Source organism: Sediminibacterium goheungense (assembly GCF_004361915.1).
GTDB lineage: Bacteria > Bacteroidota > Bacteroidia > Chitinophagales > Chitinophagaceae > Sediminibacterium > Sediminibacterium goheungense.
The window spans coordinates 909,176-924,482 of the sequence record NZ_SNWP01000010.1 but is presented as its reverse complement, the minus strand read 5'-3'; the positions used below and the strand labels follow the sequence as shown (position 1 = coordinate 924,482).

The window sequence follows — 15,307 nt, the reverse complement described above, 5'->3', positions numbered from 1 at the left end:
ATATAGTGAGTAGTGAGTAGTCAGTAGTGAGTAAGATTAATGAATCATTGCGGACAATAGTTTGAAATTCTCAATGATTAATACTTTAATATTCTCTAATTGCTCATCGGGTATGTATTTTAATGCAATTGCAATCCCCACAGCAGTATCAACTTCTATTAGAGACCCTCTGGCAATTTCAAAAAATCTATTTCTCTCAGCTGTAGATTTTCTTGAACAGCCTTCAGCCAGATTTAAATGGATAGAACAAGCCGCTCTTCGGATTTGTTGTGTCAGACCAAAATTCTCAGATTCAGGAAAATATCTTGTTAGGCTGTATGATTCAAGAATTAAGTCTCTGGATCTGGCAAAAACAATCAATCGGGTATGGGCGAGTTGTAAAAACATAACTGTGTACTTTCCGAAAAGTAAACACATTACATCGCTTCAACCTACGTATTTCCCGCAAATTTTATCCATACTCACTACTGACTACTTACTACTCACCATTGACCATGCACTAATCCCGAATCACCCCACCACTTCCGCAAGGCTCTCTGCTGTAGCCTGAATAGTGGCATCCAGATCGGCATAGCTAAGGGCATTGTTCAGGAACCAGCTTTCGAATGCAGATGGCGGCAAGTAAATACCACGTTTCAGCATGGCATGAAAATATTTGTTGAATAAGCTGTTATTGGCTGCTGCTGCAGAAGCAAAATCGGTTACGGGTTGTTCGCTGAAATGGATACTGATCATGGATCCCTTCCTGTTTATTACATATGGTATTTCTGATGCTGCCAGTACTTGATTCAGTCCTTCATGCAGATAAGCTGTTTTATCGTTTAATTCCTGATAGAGAGAGGGATTATTTTTCAGTTCATTGAGTAGGGTGTAACCAGCGATCATGGCAATCGGGTTGCCGCTTAATGTTCCAGCCTGGTACACATTACCCAGCGGAGCAATTTTTTCCATAATGGCACGCTTACCACCAAATGCACCTACAGGCATACCTGCACCAATTACTTTTCCATAAGTTACCAGATCGGCATCAACCTGTAATACTTCCTGTGCCCCTCCTGCTGCCAAACGAAAACCTGTCATTACCTCATCAAAAATGAAAACAATACCTTCCTCATTACAAATTTTACGGATGCCTTCTATAAAACCAGGCTGCGGTAAGATACAGCCCATATTACCAGCTACGGGTTCAATAATGATAGCAGCTATTTCATTTTTATGTGCAGCTACCAGTGATTCAACAGCTGTTAAATCATTATAGGCGCAGGTTAAGGTGTCGTTTGAAACACCACCTGTTATACCGGGTACTGTTTGAATATCAAAGGTAGCCAGACCACTTCCCGCCTTTACCAGAAAAGCATCGGCATGACCATGATAACAACCTTCGAATTTGATGAATTTATTTCTGCCGGTATACCCTCTGGCCAAACGCAATGCACTCATACAGGCTTCCGTTCCACTGCTCACCATACGTATAAGGTCTACATTCGGCGCCATACTTTTAATAAGCTCGGCCATTTCAATCTCAAGCTCTGTAGGTGCTCCATAGGAGGTAGACAGCACTGCTTTTTCCTGTATGGCTTTTACTACAGGTTCATAGGCATGACCCAGGATCATAGGCCCCCATGAAGCGATATAATCTATATAGCGATTACCGTCTGCATCATAGAGATAAGCACCTTTGGCTTTCTCAATAAAAACAGGTGTGCCGCCTACACTTTTAAAGGCACGTACCGGAGAGTTTACACCACCGGGAATCGATTCTTGCGCGCGTTGGAAGAGAGAAATACTTTTATTGTACATAGTGTGAATTGTCAATTGTGAATGGTAAATATTTTAATTTAAAATCAAACCTGTTAGCATTTTAAAACTATCAATCATATACTGTTTCAAACAATCGGAGTCTTTACATGCATAATAATTCAAATCAGAAGCAATATCCAGTGCTGCGTCAATTTCAATCAGTGATCCTCTGGCAATCTCGAAAAATCTTTTTCTTTCTAAATTTGGTTTCCTTGATGCTCCCTCAGCAATATTTAAGTAAACAGATAAAGCAGCTCTCCTTATCTGAGAGACAATGCCGAATTTTTTTTCTGGAGGAAATATACTTGTTATATTATAGCATTCGATTACAAGTTTTCTTACAGAAACATATACGTCAAGCTTTTGGTGATTCAAAATAAGAAACATAATACTCCTCTTTGGTTAACCCCCAAATTAGCAGATCATTTGTGTGTTTTTTGGTAAGTAGTTTTTCAGTAATAAATACATGAAATTATTTAGTATTTATACCTGTTTTCTTTCACAATTCACAATTGACAATTCACGATAACATTCGAATCGCGTCTTTCGCGAAATATGTTGCAATCAAATCTGCACCTGCTCGCTTAATAGAAGTCAGGCTTTCCAAAATTGCTTTTTCTTCATGTAACCATCCCATTTTAGCAGCTGCTTTAATCATGGCATATTCACCACTTACCTGATAAGCACTTACCGGAACGTCTACTACATTTTTTACTTCACGTATAATATCCAGATAAGCCATGGCTGGTTTTACCATTACAATATCTGCACCTTCTTCTACATCCATCAGGGTTTCTTTAATGGCTTCCGTTCTGTTGGCAAAATCCATCTGATAAGTTTTCTTATCTCCAAAACCCGGAGCACTGTCCAATGCATCTCTGAATGGTCCATAAAAACAGGAAGCATATTTGGCACTATAGCTCATGATACCTGTTTTTGTATAACCAGCTTCTTCCAATCCCGTTCTGATAGCACCAATACGACCATCCATCATATCGCTGGGTGCCACAAAATCGCAACCAGCTTCTGCATGGCTGATACTCATTTTAACCAATGCTTCCACCGTTTCATCATTTAGAATCTCTTCGTCTTTTACGATGCCGTCATGCCCGTAAGAGGAGAAAGGATCTAATGCTACATCGGTCATTACCGCTATTTCCGGAACAGCGTTTTTAATGGCTTTGATGCTTCTCTGCATCAGGCCATTTTTGTTCCAGGCTTCTTTGCCAGTATTATCCTTCAGTTCATCTTTACATTTAATAAACAGCAATACGCAACGAATACCCATGTCCCAGAGTAACTTTACTTCTTTTACCGTAAGGTCGATCGACATTCTGTAATAACCCGGCATCGAAGCAATTTCTGTTTTAATGTTCTCGCCTTCATCAATAAACAGCGGAACAATAAAATCAGCTGGCTTTATAATAGTCTCAGCTACCATCGCACGAATGGCAGGCGACTGACGCAGGATCCGGTTTCTTCTTTGCAATTGCATAAAATCTTTGATTTTTTGATCTTTGATTTTTGGATTTATTTTTCTTTCGCTCTGGTTCTTAAATCGAATGTTTTATTTTCAGAAGCAAAAATGGCGGTTAACTCATTAGCTTCCTGTATTAACCTATTAATATTTTTATCGATGCTTAATTCACTTTCTTTTATGATTTCTAACCAATAGTGTGATTCGTCAATTTCTTCAAGTACAATTTTTAACTTATAACCAAAATCTGCTTCTGATTTTGAGCGGCTGGTAGCTCTGTAGTTTGCGCCTACTGAGCCAGCAGATCTGATCAACTGTTTTGCAATTTCAAAACCTGCTGGAGTTTCGGGTAGTGAGTTGCAAAAGCTGATAATATCAATATTGAACTTTTTAGTTCTCCGTTGTAATTCAATTTTATTCATGAAATAAAGATATAGCATGATAAAAGGAACCATTCGGAGCGCTCTGGCTGATAGTGAAATCAAAAAATCAAAGATCAAAGAATCAAACTTAAATCCATTCCTTTGGTTGTAAACAAGCCTGTAACAATTTCCATTCTTCCGTTCCTTCTGCTGGTTGATAGTTATAGTCGAATCTGACAGTTGGCGGAAGACTCATCAGGATACTTTCTATGCGTCCGTTTGTTTTTAAACCAAAGATAGTTCCTCTGTCGTGTACCAGATTAAACTCTGTGTATCTGCCTCTTCTTATTTCCTGCCAATATTTGTTCTCAGGACTAAAAAGGGTCTGTTTCCTTTTCTCGACAATCGGAATATAACTTTCTATAAAAGCATATCCACAAACTTTAGCAAAGTCCATCCAGAAATAAACGTCTTTGGTTTCGTCGGGACGTTGATAATCGTAGAAAATACCCCCCAGACCTCTTCTTTCTTTATTGCGATGCCAGTTTACAAAATACTCGTCGCACTCCTGTTTGAACCTTGGATAAAAAGAAGGATCGAACTGGTCGCAGGCATCTTTATAAGTCTGGTGAAAATCTTTCACGTCTTCTTCAAATAAATAGTAGGGAGTGATATCAGTACCACCACCAAACCACCTGTCGATAACATTACCGGTTTCATCGTATAATTCAAACATCCGGTAATTACAATGTACGGTTGGTACAAATGGATTGTATGGGTGAATGACAAGACTCAATCCACAGGCAAACCAACTATGACCATTGATCTTTAATTGCGAACGCATGAGATCGGTTACTTCTCCGAATACAACGGATGTATTCACTCCTCCTTTTTCTAACACATCGCCATTGCTGATAACACGTGTACGCCCACCGCCACCTTCGGCTCTTTCCCACCTGTCTTCCTGAAACTTTGCTTTGCCATCTGCTTTTTCAAGCGCAGTACAAATATCATCCTGCAGCTGCTGAATAAAGGCAATCCATTGGTCTTTGATCATAGCTTTATTTTAGTGAGTAGTGAGTAGTGAGTAGTCAGTAGATTTTATTCACTACTGACTACTCACTGCTCACTATCTATGTTTAAATTCCTTCACCGCATCCACAAAGGCCCTCGCATGGTCTACGGGAACATTTGGCAAAATACCGTGGCCCAGATTGGCAATATGTCTGCCGGGTCCGAATGCGGTAAGCATATTTTTTACTTCCTGCTGAATAACAGGAATCGGTGCCAGTAATTTAGCAGGGTCGAAATTACCCTGCAGTGTTATGTTATTACCTGCAAACTGTCGGGCCAGTTCAGGTTTGATGCACCAGTCGATACCCAGTCCATGTGCACCTGTAGCAGCCATGCTATCAAGACTATGCCATGCACCTTTTGCAAAAATGATGGTAGGTACTTCATCTTTTACTGCATGTACAATCTGCCGTATATATTTAAGAGACAGGTTTTCAAAATCATGCGGACTTAACAACCCTCCCCAACTATCAAATATCTGGACTGTATCTGCACCGGCTTTTACCTGAGCTTTCAGGTAAGCGATGGTGGTATCGGTAATCATTTGTAATAACCGGTGTGCTGTTTCGGGCTGGGTATAACAAAAAGCTTTTGCCTCGTCGAAAGTTTTGGATCCTTTACCCTGTACCATATAACAAAGTAATGTCCATGGAGCACCGGCAAAACCAATCAACGGAACACGGTCATTCAATTCTTTTTTAATGAGTTTGATGGCATCAAAAACATAACCCAGTGTTTCATGTACATCCGGTACGCGTACACGGTCAAGGTCTTTGATGGTTTTAATGGGGTCGGGTAACACAGGTCCTTTACTTTCTATCAGTTGTACCTCAAGTCCCATAGCCTGTGGTACCACAAGGATATCTGAAAACAAAATAGCCGCATCAACGCCTACTATATCCACTGGCTGCAAAGTAATTTCACAGGCAAGTTCGGGTGTCTGGCAGCGTTCAAAGAACCCATATTTTTCGCGCAGTACCATATACTCAGGCAGGTAACGTCCGGCCTGACGCATCATCCATACAGGTGTTCTTTCAGTTTGTTCACCACGAAGGGCTCGGAGAAGAAGATCGTTTTGTAGCATATTGTGGATAGTGAGTAGTGAGTAGTAAGTAGTCAGTAGTCAGTGGAGGTTTTACTCACTACTGACTACTCACTACTCACTAAAATGATAAATCGCCTTTCTCACCAGTTCATCTTTTCCCGGTGTGTTGGCTATGATGGTTTTATTGTTTGAATATTTTTTTATGGCCATGGCCGTTGTTTGTCCGATAGCAAAAAAAACAGTCTGTTCAGCTGCTTTGTTTAATTTGAAATAGCTGTCTACGGCACTCGGACTAAAAAACAGGATGGCCTGGTATTCTTTTTCAATTTTTTTATGGAGGGGTATGGTCCGGTAAACGACCACTTCATTTACCGTTATACCGGCATGATTGAGTTTACCGGGTAATTCATCTCTGCGTTGATCGCCGCAAAAGAAAACAACTTCCTCAGTTTCACCGGATTCGATGATGGCTTCTGCAAGATCGCTGGCATCGAGACCTGTGCCTGCAATAGACGTTTCTCCGAAATACTCGCGGATAATCTGCGCCGTTGTATTGCCCATACAATAGATATTCCATTCAGGTACCTGATGATCGAGCATGGTAATAACCGATTCAACAGCATTCATGCTGGTAAATACAACCGTAGCATATTGTAAAGCTGTCTGTTCCACTTCCTGTTGAATATCGATATCCTGAATAGGTTCTGTATCTATAACAGGAATCACTTCCAACTGAATACCGTTTTCAACAGCTTCATCTACCAGTGTTGGTTTTACCGGTCTTGTACATAATATGGAGATATCAGCCGGCATGGTTTCTGATGGCTTTAATGATGGCTGCTCCGCCATTTTCCATAATCTCATTGGCCGCTTCGGTGCCTGCCTGTTCTGTATTTGTTAGAGAGAAACTTTTTATTACTTCCACTTTCTGTTGCCCGTCGAGCGAAAGAACATTGCCACTGAAAATCATTTCAGTACCGCTTATTTCAGCAAGTGCGCTGATAGGGGTTGCACAGCCTCCCATTAATACACGAAGAAACTGTCGCTCTGCAGTGGCACAAACCGCTGTAGCTGCATGATTTAGCTGGTGACACGCTTCGAATATATTTTTCTCATCTTCTCTGCAAACCACCATCACCGCTCCTTGTGCTGGCGCTGGAAGCATCCAGTCGAGCTCCACAGATTTTTCAGGACGTAGTTGGATTCTTTCCAGACCTGCTGCTGCAAAAATGGCGCCCATCCAATTACTTTCTTCGAGTTTGCGTAAGCGCGTATTTACATTGCCCCGCAGGTTATCGAATTGATGATGGGGAAATCTGTTGAGCCATTGTGCTTTTCTGCGAACGCTGCTGGTGGCGATCGTGAATGGTGAATGTTCAATGGGCAATAAATCCCTATTCACCATTGACCATTCACCATTCACGAATCCAATAGCTTCGGGTGTAGCAGCATCTTTAAACACCAGCAAATCCTTATGTGAAGCTCTTTTCAACACCGCTGCTTCTCTGATGCCTTTTGCCAGTTGTGTGGGCACATCTTTCATTGAGTGAACAGCAATATCGATTTTCTTACTAAGTAAAGCGGCATCAAGCGTTTTGGTGAATATGCCTTGCACACCAATTTCATATAATGGGGTTACCAGATCAATATCTCCCTCACTTTTAATATACACGAGTTCGCTCGCCACCCCTTTTTCGATGAGGAGTTGCTGTACCCATGTGGCCTGCCACACGGCTAACTGGCTGTCGCGTGTACCAATTCTGATTACCCTGTTCATGTTTGCTTACTGACTGCTGGTCATGAAATCGTTGATCGCTTCAATGTAGTAACAACCGGGCTGATGCCTGTTGCGCATTTTTACGGCTACATTGTTTACCACTTTCTGAATGGCTTCCGTATTAATATCTTTTGATGTCCTGCGTGAAGTTAAAAATAATCCACAGGAATGCATATCGTGTAATTTCTGTTTCACTGCCTTCAACACAGGTACATGACGGCGCTGACTTGTCCATGCGGCAAACTCTTGCATATGCTGCTGAATAATGGCCATGGCTTTGGGCACTTCTGCCTTACGCATGCGAAGTGTCTGGTCGTTGATGCGTGAAAGATCATCCACATTGGCCAGTATTATACCTGATACCTGTGCCAATTGCGGATCAATATTGTTGGGGATAGAGAGATCAATGAGAATTTTTGCTTTATCGGCTTTTACATTCTTTGCTGTAAGAACAGGGCTCTCGGCATTGGTGGCCACAATCACAATATCAGCCTGCTCAACTTCTGTTTCAAGTTGGTTCCATCCGGCGTGTAGAAGACCCAGTGAAACGGCCAGTTCACTGGCTTTCTCCTCTGTTCTGTTGATCAGTGTAATGTTTCTTGTATCGAGGTAATCAATCAGGTTCTTGCAGGTATTGCGTCCTATTTTTCCGGTTCCGAGTAGTACGATCTTTTTATGGGCTGTATCGGTTAATTGTTCACGGATGAACTGAATGGCAGCAAAGGAAACAGAGATGGTTCCTCCACTCAAGGCAGTTTCATTTTTTACCTGTTTGGAAGATTGTAGTACCGTGTTGAATAATCGCTCCATGAATGCACCGATCATGCCTCTTTCTTTAGAAAAACGAACGGCAATTTTCATCTGACCCACAATTTCATAGTCACCCAGTATCTGCGAATCCAAACCAGCTCCTACAGAAAAAATATGTTGAAGGGCTTCCTCATCTTTTTTGATATAGCATAATTGCAGAAAAGTTGAGGCATCACCAACAGTTACTTCACACAATAATCTGATCAGCGTATCGGCATCCGGTGCCAAACCATAAATTTCGGTCCGGTTACAGGTACTTAAAACAAACAATTCTTTTAAACCAATCCGGGCCGCATTCGTAAGAATGGTATGATATTGATCGGAACTGATAGCAAAATTGCCACGAATGCCGGCATCCGTCTTCTTATAATTAATTCCTGCTACAAAAAATTGTCCTTTCTCCATATTCTGCCACGATTCTTTAGTCTCGCTTCAATTAAGTACGCAAAGGTATCCCGTATGGTTTCTTTAAAAACATGACAAACGTCATTGCATTGTCATTTCTCTGTCAGGTTTTTTTACGAACAACTGTTTTTTTACCTGAAACAAATCTGATCCTTGTCTGAACACGTTCATTTTACCGAAACTATCTCTGCAGAACCTTTTACAATGCAGATTGTTAGTCTACTTTTGCAAATTCAAACCGATTTATGGCAACAAAAGCGAAGCGTGCACTTTTATTAATGAATCTGGGATCACCAGACTCTACAGCAGTAAAAGATGTAAGAAGATACCTGAATGAATTTTTAATGGATGGACGCGTAATCGACATTCCTTATCTCGTTCGTGTTTTACTGGTTAAAGGTATCATTGTTCCTTTCCGTGCACCCAAATCGGCAGAAGCCTATAGGAGCATCTGGACCAAAGAAGGATCTCCGTTAATTGTACTTACCAAACAATTACAGGAAGCATTGCAGCATCAGATTGTTGAGCCGGTAGCCATTGCCATGCGGTACGGTAATCCATCTCCCAAACAGGCATATGATCATTTACTAAAAGAGCATCCGGAACTGGAAGAAGTGGTATTACTTCCCCTCTATCCGCATTATGCCATGAGCAGTTATGAAACGGCAGTAGAATATGCCAAAGAGCAGTATGAGAAAGGTCATTATCCATTTAAACTGCATACGATACAGCCTTTTTATGATGATGCCGACTATATAGATGCGCTGGCACAATCTATTCAGCCCTATACTGAAGAAGCCTATGACCATATCCTTTTCAGTTACCATGGTGTTCCGCAGCGCCATATCCGCAAAAGCGATACAACCGGTTGTCATTGTTTGAAAGTGAACAATTGTTGTGAAACAGCATCTCCGGCACATGCCACCTGTTACCGTCACCAATTAGTGGTTACTACAAAACTTGTAGCCGAAAAACTGGGTATACCCAAAGAAAAATACAGTATCTCTTTTCAGTCAAGATTAGGCAAAGGTTGGCTGGAACCCTTCACAGACAAACGTCTGGAAGCCATGCCCGGAGAAGGTATAAAGAAATTACTGGTAGCCTGCCCGGCTTTTATCAGCGATTGTCTGGAAACCATTGAAGAAATTGGTGAGGAAGGAAAAGAAACCTTCCTCCATGCCGGTGGTGAATCCTTCACACTCATACCTTGTTTGAATACACATCCTGCGTGGGTGAATACGATTGTGAAGAAATTTGGAAATTTGGAAATGAGTTAATTTGGAAATGAGGTGTAATTTTAATCAAAGGAAAATGCATAACGGTTCTTAAATCCGTATCATTTCCAAATTTCCAAATTTCCAAATTTTCAAATTGTATAATTATCTAAAGGCTCTCCACATCATCTTCATCGTAACCTGGTTTGCGGGTATGTTTTATATGCCCAGACTTTTTATCTACGCAACGGAAGCGGGAGAGAAGGGTGAAACGGAAAAGAAGATATTGCGTGATCAGTTTGCTGTGATGATGAAAAGGTTATGGTATGGTATTACCTGGCCCTCAGCTGTGATTACCCTCATTTTGGGATTGTCTGTTTTGTTTCATGGTGGCTGGTATAAAACCCTGTTTGAGCCTGCAGGAACCTGGTTACTCGTAAAACTTGTTTTTGTTTTGCTCCTCTATGTCTACCATATTTCGCTGCACCGCATTTTTAAACAGGAAATGTCTGGGCTGTATAAATACAGCTCCAATCAACTCCGGATATGGAACGAAGTAGCCACAGTTTTTCTGGTAGCCATTGTAATGCTCGTATCTGTAAAAGAAAGCATGAGTTTTTTGTGGGGTTTGGGTGGTTTGTTCCTGTTTATTATTGTATTGATGTCGGCTATCAGGGTGTATAAAACCCTGCGCAATAAGCAGAAATAGCCCCCTTGGGTTTTTTTGTAAATCTCCTGTTTTTTTGTATCTTTATAAGATAAGAGAGATTGGTATAATTAGTTGATAATCAATTATTAACTACCTTTCAGAATAGTGCTTTTCAGCTTTTTTTGCTTTCCAGGTCCTTCATTCAGCATTCTCCCCTATATTCTTTACCTTTGCAGCCTTTAAAACCTGCCTGATCAAGCATTTCAGGCATAGCAAGACGACCAGCAGACTATGAGCGCTAAATACACGGAATTTTCAGGATTGAACCTCCCGGCCATTGAAAAAGAGATACTGGCCAAATGGAAGGATGGACAGGCATTTGAACAGAGTGTTGCCCTGCGTGAAGGCAAAACACCTTTTGTGTTTTATGAAGGTCCGCCCAGTGCCAATGGTATGCCGGGTATTCACCATGTAATTTCAAGAACGCTGAAAGACATGGTTTGCCGCTATAAAACCATGCAGGGTTTTCAGGTGAAAAGAAAAGGTGGATGGGATACACATGGTTTGCCCGTTGAGTTAGGTGTGGAGAAAGAACTGGGCATAACCAAAGAAGATATAGGCAAGAAAATTTCTGTAGAAGACTATAACCAGAAATGTCGTGAAGCGGTTATGCGCTACAAAGACATCTGGGATGATATTACTACCAAAATGGGTTATTGGGTAGACCTTAATGACCCATATATCACATTCGATAATAAATATATCGAATCGCTCTGGTGGATTTTGAGTGAGTTGTATAAGAAAGGTTATCTCTATGAAAGCGTTTCTATTCAGCCCTATTCTCCTGCAGCTGGAACGGGTTTGAGTTCGCATGAATTAAACCAGCCAGGAACCTATAAAGATGTGAAGGATACGAGTGCGGTAGCAATGTTTAAGGCAATCAAAGACAGCAAGGCGCAGTTTCTTTTTGATGCTGCAGGTTCTGATGAAATATTTTTCATGGCATGGACCACTACTCCTTGGACACTGCCTTCGAATCTGGGATTAACGGTTGGACCAAATATTGATTATGTACTCGTAAATACTTTCAACCCCTATACACATCTTCCTGTAAATGTGGTACTGGCGAAAGCGCTGCTGGGTAAGTATTTCAAGCCGGAAGGGGAGAATGGAGATTTTGCAGGATATAATGCCGAAGTAAAATTACTGCCCTGGAAAATTATTACTGAATTCAAAGGGGCTGCAATTGAAGACGCTACTTATGAGCAGCTACTTTCTTATGAAGCCAACTCGCTAAAAGTAGTGGAAGAAATTACACCCGGTGCAAAGCCATTCCGTGTTTTGTGCGGCGATTTTGTTACGACGGAAGATGGTACTGGTATCGTACACACGGCACCCGCCTTTGGTGCAGATGACTATAAGGTTGGACAGAAATACAATATCGGCATACTTACCATGGTAGACCGTGAAGGAAAATTTGTAGATGGATTGGGTGAGTTCAGCGGTCGTTATGTAAAAAATTATAAAGATGATAAGGATTATGTAGATGTAAATGTTGATATCTGCGTAAAACTGAAAAAAGAAAACCGTGCTTTCAAAGTTGAAAAATATGAGCACAGTTATCCGCATTGCTGGAGAACAGATAAACCTATTCTGTACTATCCGTTAGATGCCTGGTTTATCAGAACCACGGCTGTAAAAGACAGGATGGTGGAACTGAATAAAACCATTAACTGGAAACCAAAGAGTACCGGTGAGGGACGTTTTGGTAACTGGCTGGAGAATATGGTTGACTGGAACCTGAGCAGAAGCCGTTACTGGGGAACACCTTTGCCTGTATGGCGCACAGAAGATGGAACGGAAGAAGTTTGTATCGGTTCCATCGAAGAACTGAATGAAGGTATCCGAAAAGCGAATGAAGTGTTGGGTGGTGATGTCAATAAAAATTATTTACACGAAGGAATACTCGATCTCCACAAACCTTATGTTGATGAAATAGTGCTGGTAAGTGTATCGGGTAAACCCATGCATCGTGTACCAGATCTGATTGATGTTTGGTTTGATAGTGGTGCCATGCCCTATGCACAATGGCACTATCCGTTTGAAAATAAAGAACTTGTAGATAAAGGACAATCATTCCCTGCTGATTTTATTGCAGAGGGTGTTGACCAGACCCGAGGATGGTTTTATACACTGCATGCGATTGGTGTTATGCTGTTTGACAGTGTAGCGTATAAAACAGTAGTAAGTAATGGATTGGTACTCGATAAGAATGGCAACAAAATGAGTAAGCGCCTCGGCAACGTGGTGAACCCTTTTGAAACCATTGAAAAATATGGTGCAGATGCTACGCGCTGGTACCTGATTACCAACGCATCTCCCTGGGATAACCTGAAATTCGATATTGCAGGTATCCAGGAAGTACAGCGAAAATTCTTTGGTACACTCTACAATACCTATCAGTTTTTTGTACTCTATGCAAATGTTGATGGATTTGCATTCAAAGAAAATTCCCTGCCACTTTCAGAGCGTCCGGAAATTGACCGCTGGATTCTTTCTTCACTCAATACATTGGTGAAAAAAGTAACTGCAGCCATGGACGATTATGAGCCTACACTGGCGGGCCGTGCCATCGAAGAATTTGTAGATGAGCACCTGAGTAACTGGTACGTACGTTTGTGCCGCCGCCGCTTCTGGAAGGGAGAATATGAGGCCGATAAGATCAGTGCTTACCAGACTTTATATGAGTGTCTGGAAACCATTGTAAGGCTGATGGCGCCAATTTCACCATTCTTCAGTGATGCCGTTTTCCGCCATCTGAATGCTGTAACCGGAAGGTTTAGGGTAGACTCTGTGCACCATGCCGATTTTCCGGTGGTAAATGAAGCTGCTATTGATGGGGCATTAGAAGAAAGAATGCAACTGGCACAGGATGTTTGTTCGCTGGTATTATCGCTGCGTAAGAAAGTGAATATTAAAGTGCGTCAGCCTTTGCAGAAAGTGTTGATTCCTGTGTTGAATCCAGCCATGAAACAACAACTGGAACTTATTGAGGACCTGATTCAGGCGGAAGTGAATGTGAAGGAGATGGAATACATCACCGATACAGAAGGCATTATCAAGAAGAAAATTAAGCCGAATTTTAAGGCACTGGGTAATAAACTGGGCGCAAAAATGAAAGCCGCAGGTGCTTTGATTACAGCTTTTGGTCAGCACGAGATTGCTGCCATAGAAAAAGAAGGCCGTATAAGTCTGGATCTGGATGGTGAATCCATTGAAATACTGCTTTCAGAGGTAGAAATAGCCGCTGAAGACATTCCGGGTTGGAGTGTGGCCAGCAAGGGAAGTCTTACGGTAGCACTGGATATTACCCTTACCGATGAGCTGAAACAGGAAGGAGATGCCCGTGAATTCGTGAACCGGATACAAAATATTCGGAAAGAAAGCGGTTTTGAACTCACAGACCGTATATTCGTGACCGTTCTTGAGACCCCGGGTCTCAGGGAGTCGATTGTTAAGTATAACGATTATATTTGCCGCGAAATTTTGGCAGATGTCATACAATGGGTGCCTGAAATAACCGAAGGCACTGAAATTGAAGTAAATGACAGCCTGTTGAAAGTGGTAGTAAACAAAAAAGGATAAAAGCGTATGGCTACTAAGAAACCAGCCCCTAAGGCAGCAAAAAAACCAGCTCCAAAGGCGGCACCAGCCAAGAAAACAGCTTCAAAGCCAGCACCTAAAAAGGCTGCTGCTAAACCTGCGCCCAAAAAGGCGGCTAAACCAGCCCCCAAGCCTGCTCCTAAAAAAGCAGCACCGGCGAAGAAAGCGGCCCCAGCTCCTGCCAAGAAAGCAGCCAAGCCAGCTCCGAAAGCCCCTGTAAAGGCTCCCGTAAAAGCAGCCAAGCCCGCGCCAAAACCAGCACCGGCCCCTGCTCCTAAAAAAGCAGCTGTCCCTGCTAAACCTGCGGCAAAAGCACCGGTTCCGGCAGCCAAACCAGCAACTCCGGCTAAACCGGTATCGATACCGCTGCCTCCGATGAAAAAACCGGAGCCAAAAGGTCCGCCGGCACCACCCGTAAAACCTGTTAGAAAAGCTCCTGAGCCACTGAAAGAAGTAAAGGTTCCTAAAACCAGTACCAAAAGCAGTGTGCCCTACCAGCCAGGATATACACCATTAGAAAAAAGAGTAGATACCGTGAGAAACAACGAAACTTTAGTGAAATACAGCGATGCGGATTTGAATGAGTTCCGTGAACTGATCAACAAAAAACTGGAAGCAGCCAAAAAAGAGCTGACTTATTTGCAAGGCCTGATTACCCGTAAAGATGAAATGGGTGGCGATAACGACGATGCGCGTTACATGACCATGGAAGATGGCAGTATGAGCATGGAAAGAGAGCAATTGAGCCAGATGGCCAGCAGGCAGATCACTTATATTGATCACCTGGAAAAAGCACTCATGCGTATTGAAAACAAAACCTACGGTATCTGCCGTGTAACCGGTAAACTGATCGATAAAGCCCGCTTACGTGCTGTACCACACGCTACTTTAAGCTTAGAAGCCAAACTGGGTTTGGTAAAGCCCAGCGCCGAGTAAGTTTGATGAATGGTGAATGGTCAATCCTGAGTGATAGCCCATTGCCATAGCATGAAAAATAAATAAAAAGAGGCCGGATTATCCGACCTCTTTTT

14 protein-coding genes are annotated in these 15,307 nt (G+C 42.1%); 4 read left to right on the top strand and 10 right to left on the bottom strand.

Annotated elements, in window-relative coordinates:
- Window positions 1-36: 36 nt before the first annotated feature.
- The 10 genes from BC659_RS04015 to hemA all read right to left on the bottom strand — a co-directional run bounded on the left by BC659_RS04015 (window position 37) and on the right by hemA (window position 8,750).
- Window positions 37-387, bottom strand: a complete 351-nt coding sequence (locus BC659_RS04015) for a four helix bundle protein (RefSeq protein ID WP_133473383.1) — start codon at window positions 385-387, stop codon at window positions 37-39.
- A 123-nt stretch (window positions 388-510) separates the two neighbouring features.
- On the bottom strand, window positions 511-1,800 hold the full coding sequence (gene hemL, locus BC659_RS04010; RefSeq protein WP_211340694.1) for a glutamate-1-semialdehyde 2,1-aminomutase: 1,290 nt from the start codon (window positions 1,798-1,800) through the stop codon (window positions 511-513).
- A gap of 33 nt (window positions 1,801-1,833) precedes the next feature.
- Entirely contained in the window at window positions 1,834-2,187 is a 354-nt protein-coding gene (locus BC659_RS04005) for a four helix bundle protein (protein WP_133473382.1), read from the bottom strand.
- Window positions 2,188-2,320: 133 nt separating this feature from the next.
- Window positions 2,321-3,295 carry a porphobilinogen synthase gene (gene hemB, locus BC659_RS04000; protein ID WP_133473381.1) on the bottom strand — a complete coding sequence of 325 codons (975 nt, stop codon included), beginning with the start codon at window positions 3,293-3,295 and terminating at the stop codon, window positions 2,321-2,323.
- A gap of 35 nt (window positions 3,296-3,330) precedes the next feature.
- A complete protein-coding gene (locus tag BC659_RS03995; RefSeq protein WP_133473380.1) occupies window positions 3,331-3,699 on the bottom strand; it encodes a four helix bundle protein in 369 nt (122 codons plus the stop codon).
- 88 nt (window positions 3,700-3,787) lie between these two features.
- Window positions 3,788-4,696, bottom strand: coding sequence for an oxygen-dependent coproporphyrinogen oxidase (gene hemF, locus BC659_RS03990; protein WP_133473379.1), 909 nt, complete (start codon window positions 4,694-4,696; stop codon window positions 3,788-3,790).
- A 72-nt stretch (window positions 4,697-4,768) separates the two neighbouring features.
- Window positions 4,769-5,797: a uroporphyrinogen decarboxylase gene (hemE, locus tag BC659_RS03985; RefSeq protein WP_133473378.1), complete on the bottom strand. Its 1,029-nt coding sequence runs from the start codon at window positions 5,795-5,797 to the stop codon at window positions 4,769-4,771.
- Between the two features lie 72 nt (window positions 5,798-5,869).
- The gene (locus BC659_RS03980; RefSeq protein WP_133473377.1) at window positions 5,870-6,622 is read right to left on the bottom strand and encodes a uroporphyrinogen-III synthase; all 753 of its coding nucleotides are present in this window, start codon (window positions 6,620-6,622) and stop codon (window positions 5,870-5,872) included.
- On the bottom strand, window positions 6,561-7,535 hold the full coding sequence (locus BC659_RS03975; protein WP_133473376.1) for a hydroxymethylbilane synthase: 975 nt from the start codon (window positions 7,533-7,535) through the stop codon (window positions 6,561-6,563). Before BC659_RS03975 ends, BC659_RS03980 begins: the two co-directional genes overlap by 62 nt.
- Before the next feature lie 6 nt (window positions 7,536-7,541).
- Window positions 7,542-8,750, bottom strand: coding sequence for a glutamyl-tRNA reductase (hemA, locus tag BC659_RS03970; protein WP_133473375.1), 1,209 nt, complete (start codon window positions 8,748-8,750; stop codon window positions 7,542-7,544).
- Between the two features lie 245 nt (window positions 8,751-8,995).
- Here hemA and hemH point away from each other — a divergent pair, with 245 nt between their 5' ends.
- The 4 genes from hemH (at window position 8,996) to BC659_RS03950 (ending at window position 15,212) form a co-directional block, all read left to right on the top strand.
- Complete coding sequence (gene hemH / locus BC659_RS03965) at window positions 8,996-10,027, top strand: ferrochelatase (RefSeq protein ID WP_133473374.1); 1,032 nt, start codon at window positions 8,996-8,998, stop codon at window positions 10,025-10,027.
- 94 nt (window positions 10,028-10,121) lie between these two features.
- Window positions 10,122-10,673, top strand: coding sequence for a CopD family protein (locus tag BC659_RS03960; RefSeq protein ID WP_133473373.1), 552 nt, complete (start codon window positions 10,122-10,124; stop codon window positions 10,671-10,673).
- 231 nt (window positions 10,674-10,904) lie between these two features.
- Entirely contained in the window at window positions 10,905-14,258 is a 3,354-nt protein-coding gene (gene ileS, locus BC659_RS03955; protein WP_133473372.1) for an isoleucine--tRNA ligase, read from the top strand.
- 6 nt (window positions 14,259-14,264) lie between these two features.
- Window positions 14,265-15,212 (top strand): TraR/DksA family transcriptional regulator, encoded by a 948-nt coding sequence (locus BC659_RS03950; protein ID WP_133473371.1) that lies wholly within the window; start codon window positions 14,265-14,267, stop codon window positions 15,210-15,212.
- Window positions 15,213-15,307: the final 95 nt, after the last annotated feature.

Excerpts from the sequence above, each read along its gene's own strand:
- BC659_RS04015 (WP_133473383.1), bottom strand. The coding sequence starts at position 387 with ATGTTTTTACAACTCGCCCATACCCGATTGATTGTTTTTGCCAGATCC.
- hemL (WP_211340694.1), bottom strand. The coding sequence starts at position 1,800 with ATGTACAATAAAAGTATTTCTCTCTTCCAACGCGCGCAAGAATCGATT.
- BC659_RS04005 (WP_133473382.1), bottom strand. The coding sequence starts at position 2,187 with ATGTTTCTTATTTTGAATCACCAAAAGCTTGACGTATATGTTTCTGTA.
- hemB (WP_133473381.1), bottom strand. The coding sequence starts at position 3,295 with ATGCAATTGCAAAGAAGAAACCGGATCCTGCGTCAGTCGCCTGCCATT.
- BC659_RS03995 (WP_133473380.1), bottom strand. The coding sequence starts at position 3,699 with ATGAATAAAATTGAATTACAACGGAGAACTAAAAAGTTCAATATTGAT.
- hemF (WP_133473379.1), bottom strand. The coding sequence starts at position 4,696 with ATGATCAAAGACCAATGGATTGCCTTTATTCAGCAGCTGCAGGATGAT.
- hemE (WP_133473378.1), bottom strand. The coding sequence starts at position 5,797 with ATGCTACAAAACGATCTTCTTCTCCGAGCCCTTCGTGGTGAACAAACT.
- BC659_RS03980 (WP_133473377.1), bottom strand. The coding sequence starts at position 6,622 with ATGAGATTATGGAAAATGGCGGAGCAGCCATCATTAAAGCCATCAGAA.
- BC659_RS03975 (WP_133473376.1), bottom strand. The coding sequence starts at position 7,535 with ATGAACAGGGTAATCAGAATTGGTACACGCGACAGCCAGTTAGCCGTG.
- hemA (WP_133473375.1), bottom strand. The coding sequence starts at position 8,750 with ATGGAGAAAGGACAATTTTTTGTAGCAGGAATTAATTATAAGAAGACG.
- hemH (WP_133473374.1), top strand. The coding sequence starts at position 8,996 with ATGGCAACAAAAGCGAAGCGTGCACTTTTATTAATGAATCTGGGATCA.
- ileS (WP_133473372.1), top strand. The coding sequence starts at position 10,905 with ATGAGCGCTAAATACACGGAATTTTCAGGATTGAACCTCCCGGCCATT.
- BC659_RS03950 (WP_133473371.1), top strand. The coding sequence starts at position 14,265 with ATGGCTACTAAGAAACCAGCCCCTAAGGCAGCAAAAAAACCAGCTCCA.